The sequence below is a fragment of the Paracoccaceae bacterium genome (genome assembly GCA_019454225.1).
In the GTDB taxonomy this organism is placed as follows: Bacteria; Pseudomonadota; Alphaproteobacteria; order Rhodobacterales; family Rhodobacteraceae.
In genome coordinates this window covers 2645246-2663760 of record CP075370.1, presented here as the reverse complement: position 1 = coordinate 2663760, position 18515 = coordinate 2645246, and the positions used below count along the sequence as shown (strand labels likewise).

Here is an 18515-nt window from a genome sequence, read left to right as displayed (position 1 = left end):
AGGAACCGGGTTTCGACGCGCCAGCCTAGCAAGCCCCCAAGCGCTCGCCTAGGGGGTGTGTGGCGGGTTCAGACGGAACCGGGGCGCCGGATCGCCGCCGTGCCGATGACGATGTCGGTCAGGCCCTGTCCCCGCCCCGAGGTGGCCATCAGCGCGACCGACAGGATCTGCGGCAGGACGAATGTCCAGGACAGGACATAGCCCAACGTGTGCAGGAAGGCGGTGCCGCCGTCCAGGCGTCCGCCGTCGGACCCCCGCAACTCGATCCCTGCCAGCGCCATGCCGGGCGTCGCCGACCACGCGGCCAGCGTCGCCCAGCGCCACGCCGCATTCACGGTGGCGAACAGGAGCGGCAGGAAGAACAGGCCGGTGAAGGCCGTGAAGGGCAGGATAACGACCGTCAGGATCGCGGTGGCGAGGCTGTCCACGACCCAGGCGACGACCCTGCGCGACGCGGTGCCCGCATAGAAGGCCGCGTGACGTTCGGGATCGGGAAGGGATGAGGGGAAGGGCAGCATCGTGTCACCTGCAAGCAAGGGCCCCCCGGCGTGGGCCGGGGGGCGGTCTGGTCAGTAGCCGGCGGCGGGGTTCGCCGGGGGCGCGTCGGGCGCCGGGGCGGTCGCCTGGCGGGCGCGTTCGTTCATGAAGGTGTCGAACTCGGTCTTGTCCTTGGCGTCGCGCAGGCGTTGCAGGAAGGCCTCGAACGCCTCCTGTTCGTCCTGCAGGCGGCGCAGGGTCTCGGCCTTGTAGGCGTCGAAGGCGGTGTTTCCCGAGCTGCGGAAGGCTGCGCGGGCGGTATCGAGGTGCTGGCGGCGATGGCCGCAGGATCGGCTGAACATGCGTTTGCTCCAGATCATGTAGGCGAGAAGGGCAAGGCCGAGCGGCCAGAAGACAACGAAGCCCAGAACCATGGCGACGATCCAGGCGGCCTTGCCGCGCGCATCGAGCCAGTCTTCGGCCCGCCGAAGCCATCCGGAGAAGCCGCCGGATGCGGAAGAGTGGGTGGTCGTGTCATACATCGGTGGTCCTCCGGTTCGACGTGAATGTTTATCATCTTCACATCGCCAACATCGGATGCCTTGCCCTCGGGTTCAAGGGGGTATGTTAAAGAAATTCACATCGGGCTGCGCGACAGGTCCGCGTGTCGTTCAGGACGGCGCGCAGAAGGGTGCGACAGTGGCGCTGGCCAAGGCGCGCAGCTGATCCGGTGCGATCCGGAAGATGTGGCGCGGCGTTCCGGCGGCTGCCCAGACCTGCGCGAAGTCCATCAGGCGGGGGTCCATCCAGACGGGCAGGGGGGAAAGATGCCCGATCGGGGCGACGCCGCCGATCGCAAAACCCGTGACCGCACGCACCTGACCCGCGTCCGCACGACCCAGCGGTACCCCTGCCAGGGCCGAGGCGGACGCCGGATCGACCTGGTTTCCGCCAGCGGTCAGGAACAGGAACAGCTGCGCATCGGGACCGGCGAACAGGATCGACTTCACGATCTGGTCCAGCGCGCAGCCCGCCGCATCCGCCGCCTGCTGTGCGGTGCGGGTGTCGGTCGGCATTTCCAGCGGCTCGGTCATCACGTTGCCCGCCCGCAGGGCGGCACGCACGCGTTCCAGGCTCTTGCTCATCCGGTTCTCCTGTCGGGGGAATCTGCCCGCTGTCGCAGGGCGTTGCAACCCCGGCCACGGCCCGCCATGGTGGCATTATGTGTGCTGCCTCCGCCTTTGCCGCCCGCCTGACGCGCTGCCCGATCCCGTTCGAGCCGCAAGCCGCCGCCGACACGCGGGCCGCGTTCGCCGATCTTGCGCCGGACCTGCGCGACCTGCTTGCGGGCACGGCGGGATGCAGCCCGTTCCTGAAGGGGCTGATCACGCGCGAGTCGGTGTGGCTGCGCGTGGCGCTGACCCTTGCGCCCGAAACCGCCCTGCGTGCCGTGCTGGCGCCGCTGGACGACCTCGGGCCGGATGACCTGCCCCGCGCGTTGCGGCAGGCCAAGGCGCGCGTGGCGCTGCTGGCGGGGCTGGCCGATCTGGGCGGTGTCTGGCCGCTCGAATCGGTGACCGGTGCGCTGACCGCGCTCGCGGATCGGGCGGTCCATCTGGCGATGATGGCGCTGGTCGCCGAGGAAATCCGCCGGGGCCGGCTGCCGGGCGCGACGGCCGAGGATGCCGCCACGGCGGGCGGCATGGTGACGCTGGCCATGGGCAAGATGGGTGCGGCGGAGCTCAACTATTCCTCCGACATCGACCTGATCTGCCTGTTCGACGACGCGCGCTATCCCGGCGCGGAACAGGAGGCGCGCGCGGCCTTCATTCGCGTCACGCGCAAGATGTCGGCCTGGCTGTCCGACATGACCGCCGAGGGCTATGTGTTCCGCACCGACCTGCGGCTGCGCCCGGATGCGGCGGTCACACCGGTCTGCCTGTCGATGGCGGCGGCCGAGCATTATTACGAGGCCCAGGGCCGCACCTGGGAGCGCGCGGCCTATATCAAGGCCCGGCCCTGTGGCGGCGACCTTGCGGCAGGCGCGCGGTTCCTGAAGGCGCTGACGCCGTTCGTCTGGCGCAGGCACCTGGACTTCGCCGCGATCCAGGATGCCCATGACATGCGCCTGCGCATCCGCGACCACCGCCGCCTGCATGGCCCCGTGGTGCTCGAGGGGCACAACCTCAAGCTCGGTCAGGGCGGCATCCGCGAGATCGAGTTCTTTACCCAGACCCGGCAACTGATCGCAGGCGGCCGCGACGCGACGCTGCGCGACCGGGGCACTGTCGGCGGTCTGGCGGCGCTGGCGGCGCGGGGCTGGGTGCCCGCCGCCGTGGCGCGGGAACTGACCGACCACTATCGCGCCCATCGCGAGGTCGAGCATCGCATCCAGATGGTCAACGATGCCCAGACCCATGACCTGCCGGGCACGCCCGAAGGGATCGAGCGCATCGCCCGCCTTTCGGGGCAGGCCGACACCGCGATGTTCCGAAAGACCCTGCTGGACCGGCTGGCGCAGGTCGAGGGGCTGACCGAAGGATTCTTTGCCCCCGGTCGGGTCGAGGATGGCCCGCCCCTGTCAGAGGCCGCGCAGGCGGTGGTTGACGGATGGAAAGGCTATGCCGCCTTGCGATCGGACCGCGCGCGCGAGGTGTTCCGGCGCCTGCGGCCGCAGATCCTGAAACGCCTGGCCCGCGCGGCCAGCCCGGATGAGGCGCTTGCCGCGTTTGACGGGTTCCTGCGCCGGTTGCCGGCCGGGGTGCAGGTGTTTTCGCTGTTCGATGCGAACCCCAGCCTGATCGACCTGATGGGGGACATCGCCGGCACATCGCCGGCGCTGGCGCGGCATCTGGCCCGGAATGCGGGCGTGCTCGACGCCGTGATCGGCGGCGACTTCTTTGCGCCCTGGCCGGGCGTGCCGGCACTGACCGCCGACCTGGCGGGGATGCTGGACGGCGTGCCGGACTATGAGCGAAAGCTCGATCAGGCGCGGGCCTGGGCGCGGGAATGGCATTTCCGAACGGGCGTTCATCATCTGCGGGGCCTGATCGACGCCTTCGAGGCGGGCAAATGCTACGCCGATCTGGCCGAAGCGGTGATTGCCGGACTCTGGCCGTCGGTGGTGGCCGAGTTCGCCCGCAAGCACGGCATGCCGCCCGGGCGGGGCGCGGTCGTGCTGGGCATGGGGTCGGTCGGGGCGGGGCGTCTGAACGCGGGCTCGGATCTGGACCTGATCGTGATCTACGATGCGGAGGGGGCCGAGGCGTCCGAGGGGCCGCGGCCGCTGGCCGCGCGGGCCTATTTCGCGCGGCTGACACAGGCGATGGTGACGGCGCTGACGGCGCAGATGGCCGAGGGGCGGCTCTACGAGGTGGACATGCGCCTGCGACCATCCGGGCGTCAGGGGCCGGTGGCAACCTCGGTCGCGTCCTTCGAAAGCTACCAGATGGACGAGGCCTGGACCTGGGAGCATCTGGCGCTGACGCGGGCACGGGTGCTGGCGGGCAACCCCGGCCTCGGCGCCGATGTCGAGGCGATCCGGCGCCGCGTGCTGGTTGCCAAGGGACCGGGGCGCAAGGTGATCGGCGATGTGGCGGCGATGCGCGCGCGGTTGCGCGCGGCCAAGCCGATGGCCGGCGTCTGGGAGGCCAAGAACGGCCCCGGGCGGCTGATGGACATCGAACTGCTGGCGCAGACCTGCGCGCTGACGGCAGGCGATCCGGCGCGGCGCGTCGAGGCGCAGTTGCGCTGTGGCGTCCGCAGCGGATTCCTGACGGCCGCCGAGGAATGCGCGCTTCTGGCCGCCTACCGCCTGTGCTGGCGGTTGCAGGCGGGCACGCGGCTGTTGACCGACCGGCCGCTGGAAATGGAAAAGCTTGGCGAAGGCGGACGCGCGTTTCTGGCGCGCGAGACGGGCGAGACCGATGCCGCGTCGCTGATCGCGCATCTGACGGCGGCAACGGATGCGGCCGCGGCCGTGATCGGTGCGAAACTGCCCGAAAGCGAGGGGGACGGCGATGACACCGGATAAGGCCGATCCGAAGGGGCTGATCCGTGAAGCCTACCGGATCGAGGGAATCGGGCCCGGGGAATGCCGGTCGATCTTTGTCGACTGGGCGCTGAGCCTGGCGCCCGGGGCCGACGTGGCACCGGCGCTGGAGGTTCTGATCGGGCACTATGGATCGGGGGCACCCGACCATCCGATGACCCGCGTGCTGCACGAGGGCGCGACCCCCGCCTTGCCGCCCAAGCGGCGCGGCGGGCGGGCCGCCCGCGTCAGTGCAGCGCCGCCGCCTCTGCCGCCAGAGCGGTGATGGCCGACCAGTCGCCGCGCGCCACGGCATCCCTGGGCGCAACCCAGGACCCGCCCACGCACAGGATGTTCGGCAACGACAGGTAGTCGCGCGCATTCTTCAGCCCGATGCCGCCCGTCGGGCAGAAGCTGACCTGGGGGATCGGCGAGGCAATGGATTTCAGATAGGCCGCTCCGCCCGCCTGTTCGGCGGGAAAGAACTTCTGCACCGTGTAGCCGCGTTCCAGCAGTGCCATGATCTCGGACGCGGTGGCGGCCCCTGGAAGCAGCGGCAGGCCATGTTCGGCGCAGGCATCGAGGATGCGGTCGGTCGCGCCGGGCGACACGCCGAACCGCGCACCCGCCGCCTTGGCCGCCTTCACATCCGCCGGTGTCAGCAGCGTGCCGGCGCCGACGACACCGCCCGGAACCTCGGCCATCGCCCGGATGGCATCCAGCGCGGCGGGTGTGCGCAGCGTGACCTCAAGCGCCGGAAGCCCGCCGGAAACAAGCGCTTGCGCCAGGTTCTTCGCGTGCGCCGCATCCTCGATCACCAGCACCGGCACAACCGGGGCAAGACGGCAGACTTCGGCAGCCTTCTGGGACTGTTCGGCCGGGGTCATCGGGTTCTCCTTTCCCGCATCGGCGGGTTTCGTAGCAGAGGTCCAGCAATTCGCAAGGCTTGCGCCCTGTCGTCACACCACGACGGCCGCGCCTTCCGTCGAGTTGCCGACCGTCCGACGGAACGCCTCGAACAGCTCGCGACCGATGCCGTGGCGGTTGGCCGACAGGTCGGCGGTGACCGGCGCGCGGTCATCGAAATCGGGGGCAAGGCAAGACAACCGGCCTGCCACCGCATCGAGCCGCACCATGTCGCCATCGCGCAGCCTGGCAAGCGGGCCGCCCACCGCTGCCTCCGGCGCCACATGGATCGCGGCGGGCACCTTGCCGCTGGCCCCCGACATCCGGCCATCCGTGACCAGCGCGACCCGTAGCCCGCGATCCTGCAGGACCGAAAGCACCGGTGTCAGCGAATGCAGTTCCGGCATTCCATTGGCCTGCGGGCCCTGGAACCGCACGACGACCACCGTATCCGAGGTGAATGCGCCTGCCTTGAAGGCCTGCTTCACCTCCTCCTGGTCGTGGAAGATGCGGCAGGGCGCCTCGATCACGTGGCGCTCGGGCGCGACGGCCGATACCTTGATCACACCGCGTCCGAGATTGCCAGACAGTTGCGTCAACCCGCCCGTCGTGGCGAAGGGGTCGGCGGCAGGGCGCAGGATGCGGTCGTTCAGCGTTTCCGCCGGACCCTCGCGCCAGCCCAGTTTCCCCTCGGCCAGCACCGGTTCCTGCCGGTAGAGGGCAAGACCATCCCCCGCGACGGTTTTCGCGTCGGGATGCAGCAGGCCCGCATCAAGAAGCTGGCCGATCAGGAACTGCAGCCCGCCCGCCGCGTGGAAGTGATTCACGTCGGCAAGACCGTTGGGATAGACCTTGGCCATCAGCGGGACGGCGGCGGAGATTTCGGCAAAATCCTCAAGGTCGAGGATCACGCCCGAAGCCCGCGCCATCGCGGGCAGATGCAGAACAAGGTTCGTCGATCCGCCCGTGGCCATCAGCCCGACAAGTCCGTTCACATAGGCGCGTTCGTCCAGCACCTCGCCTGCCGGGCGGTAGTCGTTGCCAAGCTGGGTGATCGCGGCGGCACGTTCCACGGCCGCCACGGTCAGCGCCTCGCGCAGCGGCGTGTTGGGGTTCACGAAACTTGCGCCCGGCAGGTGCAGCCCCATGAATTCCATCAGCATCTGGTTGGTGTTGGCAGTCCCGTAGAAGGTGCAGGTGCCGGGCCCGTGATAGCTGGCCATCTCGGCCGCCATCAGTTCCTCGCGGGTGGCCTTGCCTTCTGCATAGGCATTGCGCACGCGGGACTTTTCGTCATTCGGGATGCCGCTGGTCATCGGGCCTGCGGGAACAAAGACGCTGGGCACATGACCGAAGGTCGCGGCGGCGATGATCAGCCCCGGCACGATCTTGTCGCAGACGCCGAGGTAGAGCGCCGCATCGAACGTGTTGTGGCTGAGCGCGACGCCGGCGGCGAGCGCGATCACGTCGCGCGAGAACAGCGACAGTTCCATGCCCGGCTGACCCTGGGTCACCCCGTCGCACATCGCCGGAACCCCGCCTGCCACCTGGGCGGTTGCGCCGACCCGCCGGGCCGCGGCGCGGATCAGCCTGGGGAAATCCTCATAGGGCTGGTGCGCGGACAGCATGTCGTTGTAGGCGGTCACGATGCCGATGTTGGGGGCCCGCGCCGTTGCGAGTGCGGCCTTGTCGGTTCCCATCGCGGCATAGGCATGGGCCTGGTTGCCGCAACTCAGGTGCGCCCGTGCAGGGCCCGAGGCCGCGGCGCGCGCCATGCGGTCGAGGTAGTCGCCACGCGGCCGTTCGGAGCGCTTGCGGATGCGGTCTGTCACACGGGCTATGCTGGGGTGGAGCGACATGCGGGGTCTCCTGCCGGGATGGCGCAAGTTTAGACTGTTACCGCTAACAGCGCAACCGCGCGGCATTCATTCCGACGTGATTTGTCATGTGCCGCCCTGTTTACAGGCGCAGGGGGGCGGACATACTCTCGGGTCCATGCGGTATCTGATCCTGGCAATCCTCCTTGCCCTGCTGCCCGCGCGGCTGGGCGCGCAGTTCTGGCCTTATGATCCTTCGCTCATGCCGCTGGTCGAAGCGCTGGAAGCCAAGGTCGAGGCGGGCGACTGGGAGGGCGCGGTGGAAGAGGCGCGGGCGCTGGTCGAGGCGTCGGCGCGTGTCCATGGCGAGTTCGCCGTGCAGACCCTGGAGGCGCGCCACGCGCTTGCGACCCAGACCGGAAACATCGCCGCGCTCAGACCGGAGTCGCTGGCCATGTTCCGTGCGCTCGTGGCGGACTGGGCGCGCCATCATTCCACATGGCATCCGAGCGCACAGGATCCCAAGATGGGCCTTGCGATGCGGCTTACCGATCTGGGCGCCCCGCAGGAGGCCTTGCCGATTGCCCTGGATGCCCTGGGCATGATCGAGGCGGTGGCGGGAAAGGGGGCGCCAAAGGCCGTTCTCTGGCGGTACAACGTGGCCGGGATCTATGTCGATCTGGGCTATTGGGTCGAAGGGCTGGCCGCCTACGAGATCACCGCGCGCGATCTGCGTGCCCTGGGCGATCGCATGTCGATGCTGCGGCTTGCGGTGGTGGAGCGCGAGCGGGGCAGGCTGTTGCGGCAGCTGGGGCGCGGCGCGGACGCGGTTGCGGCCTACGCGGTCGCGCTGGAGCTGTTCGAGACACATTATGGCACCCACCACCCCCGCACCATCGACACCATGAACGAGTATGCGCTTGAACTGTGGCGCGAGCGGATGACCGACCCGCTGGGGCGTATCGTGATCGAGGCGGCGGCGCGGGCCGAGTCGACGTTCGGACCGGAAAGCATCCAGGTGCTGGACGCGCAGGCCATTTCCGCGCTGATGCGCACGCGGGCCGGGCCGGGGGCCTCGGGTTTTGACGAGGGTCTTGCGCTGATGGGCGACACCGTTGCGCTGGCATCGCGGCTTTTCACGCCCGGGGTTCGGCGGCTGGGCGAGTTGCGGCTGGACTATGCGGCAATGCTGATCGACGTGGGCCGTGGCGGCGAGGCGCTGGAGCAGATGCGCGGGGCGGAGCGTGCCGACGTGAATTCGCGCGGCACCTACTATGACGCCATCGTCGCGGCCGAGGCCGACGGCACGCTGTCCCCCGAGGCCGCCCTTGCGGAAGCTTTCCGTATCGCCCAGGAAAGCCATCTGAGCGGTGCGGCGCAAGCCTATCGCCAGCTTGCGCGTCGCGTGGTGGCCGATGACCCGGCCAAGGCGGAAGCCTATCGCAGAACGACGGATCTGATCCGCAGCGAGGCGGCGTTGCAGGCCGAACTGGTCGCCCGCCTGTCCCTCGCCCCGGAAGAGCGCGACACGGCGGCCGAAACGGCCCTGCGCGCCCGTCTGGAAGAGATCGCCACCGAGGTGAGCGCCGGCATCTCGGCGCAGGCCGATACTGATGCCGCGTTCGCCGATCTGGCCGGCAATGGCGTGCTGGCGCTGGATGATGTGCAGGCGTTGCTGTCGCCCGATCAGGCGGTGGTGCTGATCGACACCGGCGCGCAGGACTGGGAGCGCAGCTTCATCTTTGCCGTGACACGCGACCGCGCCGTCTGGCGCGAGATGGCCGTGGCCCCCGGAGACCTTGCCCTTGCCGTCGCGGATGCGCGCGAGGGTGTCGAGACCCTGCTGGGCGTGCGTGCCGCCGTCGCGCTGGACGCCCCTGCGCCCGTTGCGGGCCCGGGGTTCAATGCCTTTGCCGCGCACTGGCTCTATCGGCGCACCTTGGGCGAGGTCGCGGATGTCATCGGTGACAAGCCGCATCTCCTGATCGAGACGCGGGGCGCGCTGTCGGGCTTGCCGCCGCAGATGCTGCTGCGCGCGCCATTCGAGGGCGATGACCTGTCAGGTGCCGACTGGCTGGTGCGGCACCACGCGATCTCGATCCTGCCATCGGTGTTCTCGCTGAAGTCGGCGGCCCTGGCGGGTGCGCGGGCACGGGCGCCCAACCCGATCATGGCGCTGGCCGATCCGGTGTTCGAAACGCGGCCGGGTGGCGTGCAGGTGGCAAGCCTGGGCGCGGGGCAGGGTGCCTTGCGCGGTGCGCTTGCCCCGTTGCCCGAAACCGCGACCGAGGCGCGTGCCGTGGCGACCGCCCTTGGTGCGGGGCCGGAGGCGGTTCTGACGGGCCCGCGTGCGACGCGGGCGGCGGTGCAGGGCGCGGCGCTCGACCAGTTCCGCGTCCTCTATTTCGCAACCCACGGGCTTGTCGCGGGGGACAGGGTGCAGGATGGCGAACTGGCGGAGCCCGCGCTTGCGCTGACCGCCGATGGCGATGACGGGATGCTGACCCAGACCGATATCGCGCGGCTGCGGGTGAACGCCGACTGGGTGGTCCTGTCGGCCTGCAACACCGCCGTGGGCGACAGCCCGGGCGCCGAGCCGCTGTCGGGCCTCGCACAGGCCTTTGTCTATGCCGGGGCGCGTGCGCTGCTGGTCAGCCACTGGCCGGTCGAAAGCCGCAGCGCCGTGCGCCTGATGACCGAAACCTTCCGTATCAGCGCCGAAACGCCTGGCATCACCGGTGCCGAGGCGCAGCGCCGTGCCATCCTGTCGATGATCGACAGTCCTCCCGACGCCCGATGGTCCCATCCGGCCTATTGGGCGCCGTTCGTCCTTGTCGGATCCCCCGACTGAGGCGCACCAGGTCGCCGCCCCTGGCATGTCGGATGCCCGGATGATGGCGCGGGCTGGGCTGGTATCCCCGATATCGGTCACCTTGGGCTGACAGTCGGCATGCGCAGGGTCGGCCGTCACATCGCCGGATCAATTGCGCCGATGTGGCACAATTGTTTCCACTGTTGCGCAGAAACCCCGACAACGGACCGGGCGTTTCCTTTTTTTGCCACAATCGCCCGCAACACTGGTCCGAAGAGCAGGGGCAGAACGCCCGGAGGGATGGTCATGCGGCATTACACGCGGTTGGTGGTTCTGGTATCGGCACTTGCCCTGTCGGCCTGTGCGGGCAAGGAGCCCGCATCGCGCGGTGCCGCAGGTGTCGGGCTGGGGGTAACACAGGCGGCCACCGACGGGTCGGACCTGCGGCTTGCCGTCCCCCAGTACACCGTGCGCGAGGTGCGTGTGAACGTTCCCCGGTCGCTGTCCGTGTCCGAGGCGAACCTCTACTATCCGGTGGCCGACATCGTCTGGCGAGGCGAACCCACGGGTGACCGCTACATGCAGGTTCATCAGATGTTCACCGAGGCCTTCGGTTTCGTGACCCCCGAACTGCAGACCGGTCCCGAGGTCATTGTCGAGGCGCAGGTGCGGCGGTTCCACGCCCTGACCGAGAAGACCCGCTACACCTTTGGCGGTGTCCATTCGATCCGCTTCGACCTGACAGTGAAGGACGCCAAGACCGGCGCCATTCTGGACGGACCCCGCTTTGTGGTGGCCGACACGCCGGCCTCGGGCGGACGCAAGGCGATTGCCGAAGAACAGGCGGGACGCACCCAGCGTGTCGTCATCATCGAGAACCTTGCCCGGGTGATCCGGCGCGAACTGGCCCCGCCGCCCGAAGCGCCCGCGTTGCCCGCGCCGGTCGTCGGCGCCCGTGCCGTTCCCGGGGCGGACCTGCCCGTGGGGGCGGTGCCCGTGACCCTGCCACCGGAACCGGGCGTGACGCAGTCCGCAGCCGCCCCCGCGACCGCGCCGCTGCGCGAGCGCGGCTGGCTGTGGTCGCTTCACGGGTCGATCTGACCCTTCCGCAGCGCGATGCGACGGGATAGGAGGGCAGGATGATGCCCTCCGATCCCATGTCCCCGAACGACACGCCCGGCCATGGCCGCCCGGTGGTACGCCTTCGTCCCAAGGCCGAGGCACGCGCCATCCGTCATGGCTTTCCCTGGGTCTATGCCGACGAACTGGTGCTGGACCGGCGCACGCAGGCGCTGCGCCCCGGCACGCTGGCGGTTCTTGAAGATTCCGACCGGCGGGCCATGGGTCTTGTGACCGTCAACCCGGCGTCGAAGATCGTGGCGCGGATGCTCGACCCTGATCCGGGTGCGGAACCGGGGCTTGAGTGGTTCACGCGGCGGCTTGCCCGCGCGCTTTCGCTGCGCGAACGGCTTTTCGACGCGCCGTTCTACCGGCTTGTCCATGCCGAGGCCGATGGCCTGCCCGGTGTGGTGATCGACCGTTTCGGCGATACCGCGGTGATCCAGCCGAACGCCGCCTGGGCCGAGTCGCATCTGGAAGCACTTGTCGCTGCGCTGGTCGCGGTGACCGGCGTCTCGGCGGTCGTCAAGAACGGAACGGGGCGCGCCCGCGGACTGGAAGGCCTGCCCGACGAGACCCTGGTGATCCGGGGCAGGGCGGACAGCGCCATCCCGGTGCCGATGAACGGGGCCACCTATCTTGCCGATGTGACCGGAGGCCAGAAGACCGGCCTGTTCTTCGACCAGCGACCCAACCATGCGTTTGCCGCGCGCCTTGCCCGCGATGCAAGGGTGCTGGACGTGTTCTCGCATGTCGGCGGCTTCGCATTGGCCGCGCTTGCCGCCGGGGCGGCGCAGGCCCTTGCGGTCGACGCATCGGCCGCCGCGCTGGCGCTTGCCACCCGGGGCGCCGAGGCATCGGGCGTCGCCGCGCGTTTCGGCACGCGGCAGGGCGACGCTTTCGCCGTGATGGAGGCCCTGGGCGCCGAGTCGGCGCGCTTCGATCTGGTGATCTGCGATCCACCGGCCTTCGCGCCAGCCAAGCCGGCGCTCGAGGCCGGCCTTCGCGCCTATGAGCGGGTGGCCCGTCTGGCCGCGCCGCTCGTCGCGCCGGGTGGCTATCTGGTGCTGTGTTCGTGTTCGCACGCAGCGGATCTGGCGGCCTTCCGCAACGCCTGTGCGCGCGGCATCGGGCGGGGCGGTCGGCGCGGGCAGATCATCGCCACGGGCGGCGCGGGGCCGGATCATCCGGTGTTGCCGCAGCTTGCCGAAAGCGGATACCTGAAGGCCCTGTTCTTCCGGCTGGACGGATGAAGGCGGTTCTGGACGCCTGCGTGCTGGTGCCGCCGGTGGTCCGCGAATGCCTGCTGGGCGCGGCGCGCGCGGGAATGTTCCGGCCGTTCTGGTCCGCCCGGATCGTCGCCGAATGGCAGCACGCCGCCGCCCGGCATGGGGCGGGTTCGGCCGTCGAGGCGGCGGAAGCGCTGCGCATCGCGGCCCAGGCCTTTCCGGCGGCCATGGTGCCGCCCGCGCCGGGACTGGAGGCACGGTTGCATCTGCCGGATCAGGACGACATCCACGTCCTTGCGACGGCGGTCGCCGCAGGCGCGGACGCGATCGTCACCTGGAATGCCGCCGACTTTCCGCGCGGTGTCCTGGCTGCCGAAGGGATCGCGCGCCGCGATCCGGACGGCCTGCTGTGGGAGTTCTGGTCGGGATCGCCCGCCATCATGGATGCCGTCCTCGAAACGGTGCGTGCCGAAGCCGAACGCCGTGCCTCTGCGCCGGTCGCTCTGCCTGCGCTGCTGAAACGCGCCCGGCTGACCCGGCTGTCCAGGGCGTTGCGATAGCGGCGCGGCGGCGGATCAGCCCTGGGGCGGGACCGCCCAGCGGGCCTCGCGCTGCTCGATGCGGGCGATGCGCTCCTCGGTGCGGGGATGGCTGCGCAGCCAGTCCGGCATGCCTTCGCCGACCGCGCCGGTCAGGCGCTCCAGCTTGCGAAACAGCGATTTCTGCGGCCCCGTCCCGATCCCGGCCTTGACCAGCAATGCCGAGGCGTAGGCATCGGCCTCGTGCTCGGCACGGCGCGACAGGGTGGCGGCAAGCGCTACGCTGACCATCTGCGCAATCCAGACACCGACAAAGGGGATGAACCGCGAAAGCAGCGCCGACAGTGCGATGAACACGGCATTCTGCCCCGTCACGTCGATCATCCGCCGCTTCGCGTGGCCGAGCGCCACGTGACCGAGTTCATGGGCGATGACCGAGGCCAGTTCCTCGGCCGTCACAAAGCCCATCCGGTACTTGTCCAGAAACCCGCGCGTCAGGAAGATGCGCCCGTCGGGTGCCGCGAGGCCGTTCACCTGTGCCATGTCGAAGACATGTACGCGGATCGCGGGAATGCCCAGTGCCTCGGCCATGCGTGCCGCAAGCGCATTCAACCGCGCATCGGTCAGCGGGCGGGACTGGCTGGTCAGGATCGCTGCGGTGCGCCGCGACGAATACCAGTAGATCGCCAGGGCGATGGCAACCGGGATCAGGAGGGGAAGCAGGCGGATCATGCCCGATCATATGGGGCGCGGCGAGCCGGCCGCAACGCCCCCGGATGAACGTCGTCAGGCTGTCGCCATCGCGCCTTCGCAGGCAAGTTCCAGCCCTTGCGCATAGATCACGGCAGGAACATCGAACCGCAGCAGGAAGAGCCGCACATCGCGCCGCGCCTCGGCGCGGATGTATTCGCCATCGGCCAGCCGGGTGGCCGGGATCATCGCACGATCCGTGCCCGCCAGTGCGGGTGCGCGCCAGTCACGCAGCAGGATCGGCTGGTCAGCGGCCAGAACGATATCCGCCTCGGGCCGGTCCGGCCCGAGCGCCGAGGCTGACACACGCATCAGGCGCGCGCGGGCCACGATCCGCTCTTCCACCTCGGTCAGGCGCAGCGCGCCCGCGCGGGTCACGATCCGGTCACCGGGGCGGAGGTTCTCCACCGGCTGCGGTCCGCGCAGGGTCTGCACGGTACTGCCCTCGGTCAATCCGTAACCCGCACCGTCCTGCGACGCCGCATTGTCGATATCCATGGCCATTGTGCCGGACCCCGCTCGCTGCCTGTCATCTGCCGCCGTTTCTTTTTCCAGACACATTAAGGCAGGAATGCGCCCGCGGCGAGACCTTTTCGCGCACGGACCCTCTCGCCCCCGGTTTGCAGCGATGATAGATGCGCAGAGCGTGCGGGTGTGGCGGAACTGGCAGACGCACCGGATTTAGGTTCCGGCGCCGCAAGGCGTGGGGGTTCAAGTCCCTTCACCCGCACCATTTTGGTATAATTGTATAAAATTTCGTTTGGCTAGCAAGAGAGGGCGGGACCTCCGTCAAGCTGGGTGGCGCATGGGTGACAAAACTACCGATTCCACGTCATCTACGTGAAGTGTCTTTTGATGTTCGGCGTCTCGGTCGCAGGTCACCTAGGGTCAGGACCCATTGATCTTGCACTGGCGGCGTGATTCAGCCTCCGCAAGGAGACTGACCGATGAGCAACCTTTTCTGGCTGACAGACGCGCAGATGGCGCGGCTTCAGCCCTTCTTCCCGAAGAGCCATGGTAAGCCCCGTGTCGATGATCGGCGGGTTCTGAGCGGCATAATCTTCATCAATCGCAATGGCTTGAGGTGGTGCGATGCACCCCGCGAATATGGCCCGTCGAAGACCCTCTACAACCGTTGGAAGCGGTGGAGCGACAAGGGGGTGTTCGCCCGGATGATGGATGGTCTGGCTGCCGAGGCGGCCGTTCCGAAGACGGTGATGATCGACGCGACCTATCTCAAGGCGCACCGCACGGCGACCAGCCTGCGGTCGAAAAAGGGGGAACTGGCGACCAGAGGGGCCGCCTGATCGGTCGAACCAAGGGCGGGATGAACACCAAACTGCATGCCGTCGCCGATGCCGATGGGCGCCCGATCCGCTTCTTCATGACCGCAGGCCAGGTCAGCGACTACACCGGCGCGGCTGCCCTGCTGGGCAGCTTGCCAAAGGCAGACTGGCTGCTGGCTGACCGCGGCTATGATGCCGACTGGTTCAGGGAAGCTCTGAAAGACAAGGGGATAAAGCCCTGCATCCCCGGCAGGAAGTCGCGCGGCAAGCCCATCAAGCATGACAGGCGCCGCTACAAACGTCGCAACCGGATCGAGATCATGTTCGGGCGCCTCAAGGACTGGCGGCGCGTCGCAACACGCTACGACAGATGCCCAAAGGTCTTCCTCTCCGCCGTCGCACTCGCCGCAACCGTCATGTTCTGGCTATGATGCAAGAACGAGTCCTGACCCTAAGGGGTGGGCATTCGTCTGATTGCTTTGCGTCAACCACCTCACGAAGCTTGACCTCGAACTCCCCCGGTCCTGCAGTCAGGTAGATAGTCTTGAACCTCATCCTGTGGCCCTGCAGGTCCATCCACTCGTCGACGGCCTTGACACCGTGACGGTGAAGGTGGCCATGTCGGGCTCTGCCATAGCCGGATGTTCTTCGTGCGTGCCTACCCTTCGCGACGAAAAATGGAGAGAGTGACGGCAATCAGGATGATCACGGGCGACAGCAGCGCAATGGCGGTAGAAAGTGCGTCGAGAGCGTGCGTTCCGGAAAACAGGCGCACAAGCCCCGAGGCCAGCAGGGTTCCGCAGCACACGGTGAATACGACAACGCACGTTCGACCTGCCCGAGCGGCCATGCGAACCGCGGATGGATCGCAATCGTCGTTTCCGCCAACCTCCATCGCTGTTCCTTCCCAGACCAACCAGAGTGGCAGTTGACCCGGTTCGGGTTAAGCATCCGATAATGGAATTACATCGGAGAGGTCGCGCGGGCAGCAGCTACTGCGTTACGGTCGTCGCGAGTCGGTAGGCCAGCATCTCTTCTTCCACCAGCAGGTATATTTCATCTGGCGGGGTCTTCAGGGCGGGAACGACGATCAGGGGATCAACCCCCATCTCGTTAAGGTACTCCATCACCTCTGCCTGCCCGGTCTGAATCGAACGCACTGCGAAGAACACCGGGACCACCAACGATTGGTCAAAGTAGGATTGGTGCAGTCCCACCCAGGCTGCCTCGGAAACGGTACGCTCTATGCCACCCGCAAGAATATAGGGACAGGCCGAAAGACAGGCAGCGTCCGGGGACACGTGCGTGGCGAAGCCGCGTTCGCGGATCAGGCGGCCAATCTGCAGCGATTGCAAGACATTTCCGCCAGGGCTGTGGAGCGCTACCGTGTCCGGCGGATCAGTGAGGTCTTCGAGATAGCTGCGGAAGCGCCTTGCGGCGCTGTCGTCTATTTCTCCTGACATAAGCAAGACCAGACCCCGCTCCTCGGTTTCCTGGATCGTGAAGGTCAGCCGGGTGGGCAGCGACTCGGGGATCGTAATCGGAGCCAGAAAGCGCCGCTCGCGGTCGGGCCGTGATGGCACCTCCGCCGGAGAATAAGGGCGCGTCTGATCGCCAGGCGCTACGGGCAGCGTCGTGATCGTCCTGACCTCGTCCCGGCCGTGGAACTGAATGGCGCGCCAGATGTTCTCGGAAAAGACCAGAAGCGCCACCATGGCCTGAAGCAAAAGGAAGGCAACCATTGTCCTGCGGACCGAGGGCAACCACCGGCGCAGCACTTCTCCTTCGGCCATTGGCTATTCCGCCGCGTCGGCTGGTGCGGAACTCATGCCCGGGCGGACAGAGGAAACCCGCGGTCCAAGGCGCGACAGCAGCTCCTCATCCGCAGAGCCAATCGATCTCTCGATGTCCTTCATTGCCCGAAGTGCCGTGCGCAGTTCCCTGAGGGTCAGGGTGTCCTCGACCGTTTCGCCCTCCCTGCCTCGCCGGATCGCCGCTTGCGTGATCGCAAGGATGAACACAAGCACGCCGGGCAGCAGATCAATCGCTATCGCGCCTGCCCAGGCAGGCATGAAGTTCTCGGCATAGACGATGACGGCGTCGGCGCTTGAGATCGGCGTATAGGTCGTTTCTACCGGTGGCGGAATGTCGAGAATTTCTTCGGCCGCTGCCTTCAGCGTCCTGGCGCGACCGTCCAGAGCCGCAAGCACGGATGTGATGGTCGCCTCCTGATCGACGCGCACCCGCGCGCTGCGCCCATCAAGTTCGGGAAGCACGACCGAGGCGCGCAGATCCTCTGCAGCACGCACGACGAGCGTCGCAACCTGAAGCTGGCGCAGAGTCGTTACCACGCCCGCAAGCCGAACTGACTCCTCCGAGAAAGCCACCGACCGTTGATCAACCGGACCCTGTTCGACGATCAGTCTTCGCATGCGGCTCAGGATCGCGTTGCCTTCCTCGAAGGCCATGGCGATCGGTTCGGTCTGTTCTGCGATCTGGCTTTCGAGCGATCGAAGCTCTGCACTCTTCTGAGTGAGAAGGCGAAAGACGGCGCCCTGGCCCGCAGTACCTGAGAGGGCGCCGCTTTGCTCTTGCTCAGAGAGATCATCAAAATTCTGACGGGCTCGAGCCACGTCCCGCTCCAGTCCCTGCGCCCGTACCGCTATATCATGGGCTCGTTCGAGGTTGCTCTGGTAGTCTTGGACGGTGTTCTTGAGATGCTGCTCTACGGCGGCGCCGCCTGCGAGTGCAGCGGCGTTCAACCAGCTCGACATAGCGATGATCGCCAGTGACCCGACCATCGTCGCCACGGTCAGGCCAAGAAAGCTCGCCGCAGTCCGCATGGCAGGCAAAAGCCGCAGCAGGTAGCTCCAGAAGACGAAGATGCCGACCGATACCGCAACCGAATAGGCGACCGCCGCGAGGAACGTCAGCGGACCCGATCCATCAAGCAGCGAAGAGACGCCCAGATAGGTGTATATTCCGGATGCGATTGCCAGCACCCCAAGTGCCGCAGGCGTAAAGGCTTCGAGCCAGGTCAAGTGGCCTTCCAGCTCCTTCGCCGAACGCAGGCCCTTAACTTCTTCTCTCGTCAGTTTCTCGTCAGACACGGCTCCCCCCGACCAGCGATGGCCAGCCGCGATGGCCGCACAGTTCCCTAGCTGAGTCAACGACACCTACTCTCTCGTAGGGCGTTGCGCTCATCCCAAACATGCCCACCGCGACGTGCAGTGGCAAGCAGGAACGGCTGCAGTTCGTCGATGGCAGCGTCAGGGCGGGCCTCTTGCGTGCTGTCGCAACGTGTCCTACCGTTGCCCAATGCCGAGTGGGCAAGGAGAAGCACCCGTGCATTCGCCAGTTCGAGGACGATGACCGACCGTCTATCGTGCCGGCAGCCAATAATCCGCTTGAGCGATGTGACGGTTACGATTCCGACCTGTTGCACGCTTATGTGCTTCAGCAAAAATCAAACGCGGTGGTAGCTCAGTTGGCAGAGCATTGGTTTTCCAAACCGAGGGTCGCCGGTTCGAATCCGGTCCGCCGCTCCAAG

16 protein-coding genes, 2 tRNA genes and 1 pseudogene are annotated in these 18515 nt (G+C 67.7%); 9 read left to right on the top strand and 10 right to left on the bottom strand.

Going from position 1 to position 18515, the window contains the following annotated elements:
* Positions 1–68: 68 nt before the first annotated feature.
* From KF887_12585 to KF887_12575, 3 genes are all read right to left on the bottom strand, one after another.
* Positions 69–518, bottom strand: a complete 450-nt coding sequence (locus KF887_12585) for an RDD family protein (GenBank protein ID QYK40263.1) — start codon at positions 516–518, stop codon at positions 69–71.
* Between the two features lie 51 nt (positions 519–569).
* Positions 570–1019, bottom strand: coding sequence for a DUF2852 domain-containing protein (locus KF887_12580; GenBank protein QYK40262.1), 450 nt, complete (start codon positions 1017–1019; stop codon positions 570–572).
* Between the two features lie 129 nt (positions 1020–1148).
* Positions 1149–1622, bottom strand: a complete 474-nt coding sequence (locus tag KF887_12575; protein QYK40261.1) for a YbaK/EbsC family protein — start codon at positions 1620–1622, stop codon at positions 1149–1151.
* Between the two features lie 74 nt (positions 1623–1696).
* Here KF887_12575 and KF887_12570 point away from each other — a divergent pair, with 74 nt between their 5' ends.
* Positions 1697–4510 (top strand): glutamine-synthetase adenylyltransferase, encoded by a 2814-nt coding sequence (locus KF887_12570; GenBank protein ID QYK43565.1) that lies wholly within the window; start codon positions 1697–1699, stop codon positions 4508–4510.
* The gene (locus KF887_12565) at positions 4497–4793 is read left to right on the top strand and encodes a hypothetical protein (protein ID QYK40260.1); all 297 of its coding nucleotides are present in this window, start codon (positions 4497–4499) and stop codon (positions 4791–4793) included. Before KF887_12570 ends, KF887_12565 begins: the two co-directional genes overlap by 14 nt.
* Here the strand turns inward: KF887_12565 and eda are convergent.
* Together eda and edd are read right to left on the bottom strand one after the other, a co-directional pair.
* Positions 4756–5394, bottom strand: coding sequence for a bifunctional 4-hydroxy-2-oxoglutarate aldolase/2-dehydro-3-deoxy-phosphogluconate aldolase (gene eda, locus KF887_12560; protein QYK40259.1), 639 nt, complete (start codon positions 5392–5394; stop codon positions 4756–4758). The two genes, KF887_12565 and eda, sit on opposite strands and share 38 nt — an antisense overlap.
* 72 nt (positions 5395–5466) lie before the next feature.
* Entirely contained in the window at positions 5467–7272 is a 1806-nt protein-coding gene (edd, locus tag KF887_12555) for a phosphogluconate dehydratase (protein QYK40258.1), read from the bottom strand.
* A gap of 136 nt (positions 7273–7408) precedes the next feature.
* Between edd and KF887_12550 the strand changes: the two genes are divergently transcribed.
* Positions 7409–10081, top strand: a complete 2673-nt coding sequence (locus KF887_12550) for a CHAT domain-containing protein (GenBank protein QYK40257.1) — start codon at positions 7409–7411, stop codon at positions 10079–10081.
* A 116-nt stretch (positions 10082–10197) separates the two neighbouring features.
* On the opposite strand, the gene KF887_12545 is transcribed toward KF887_12550, so the two are convergent.
* Complete coding sequence (locus KF887_12545) at positions 10198–10350, bottom strand: hypothetical protein (GenBank protein ID QYK40256.1); 153 nt, start codon at positions 10348–10350, stop codon at positions 10198–10200.
* Here KF887_12545 and KF887_12540 point away from each other — a divergent pair.
* From KF887_12540 to KF887_12530, 3 genes are read left to right on the top strand one after another with little or no spacing between them, the layout of a single operon-like run.
* A complete protein-coding gene (locus KF887_12540; GenBank protein ID QYK40255.1) occupies positions 10349–11143 on the top strand; it encodes a hypothetical protein in 795 nt (264 codons plus the stop codon). The genes KF887_12545 and KF887_12540 overlap by 2 nt on opposite strands.
* 56 nt (positions 11144–11199) lie before the next feature.
* Complete coding sequence (locus tag KF887_12535) at positions 11200–12414, top strand: class I SAM-dependent rRNA methyltransferase (GenBank protein QYK43564.1); 1215 nt, start codon at positions 11200–11202, stop codon at positions 12412–12414.
* On the top strand, positions 12411–12950 hold the full coding sequence (locus KF887_12530; GenBank protein QYK40254.1) for a PIN domain-containing protein: 540 nt from the start codon (positions 12411–12413) through the stop codon (positions 12948–12950). The genes KF887_12535 and KF887_12530 overlap by 4 nt, the downstream gene beginning before the upstream one ends.
* 15 nt (positions 12951–12965) lie before the next feature.
* On the opposite strand, the gene KF887_12525 is transcribed toward KF887_12530, so the two are convergent.
* Positions 12966–13661, bottom strand: a complete 696-nt coding sequence (locus tag KF887_12525) for a M48 family metallopeptidase (protein ID QYK40253.1) — start codon at positions 13659–13661, stop codon at positions 12966–12968.
* Between the two features lie 54 nt (positions 13662–13715).
* Complete coding sequence (locus KF887_12520; GenBank protein ID QYK40252.1) at positions 13716–14177, bottom strand: Hint domain-containing protein; 462 nt, start codon at positions 14175–14177, stop codon at positions 13716–13718.
* A gap of 150 nt (positions 14178–14327) precedes the next feature.
* Here KF887_12520 and KF887_12515 point away from each other — a divergent pair.
* Positions 14328–14412 (top strand) — tRNA-Leu (locus KF887_12515).
* Positions 14413–14626: 214 nt separating this feature from the next.
* Positions 14627–15396: pseudogene (locus KF887_12510) on the top strand (IS5 family transposase).
* 561 nt (positions 15397–15957) lie between these two features.
* Here the strand turns inward: KF887_12510 and KF887_12505 are convergent.
* Both KF887_12505 and KF887_12500 read right to left on the bottom strand, forming a co-directional pair.
* Positions 15958–16758: a hypothetical protein gene (locus KF887_12505; protein ID QYK40251.1), complete on the bottom strand. Its 801-nt coding sequence runs from the start codon at positions 16756–16758 to the stop codon at positions 15958–15960.
* 3 nt (positions 16759–16761) lie between these two features.
* A complete protein-coding gene (locus tag KF887_12500) occupies positions 16762–18075 on the bottom strand; it encodes a hypothetical protein (protein ID QYK40250.1) in 1314 nt (437 codons plus the stop codon).
* Positions 18076–18437: 362 nt separating this feature from the next.
* Between KF887_12500 and KF887_12495 the strand changes: the two genes are divergently transcribed.
* Positions 18438–18513, top strand: a tRNA-Gly gene (locus tag KF887_12495).
* Positions 18514–18515 lie beyond the last annotated feature (2 nt).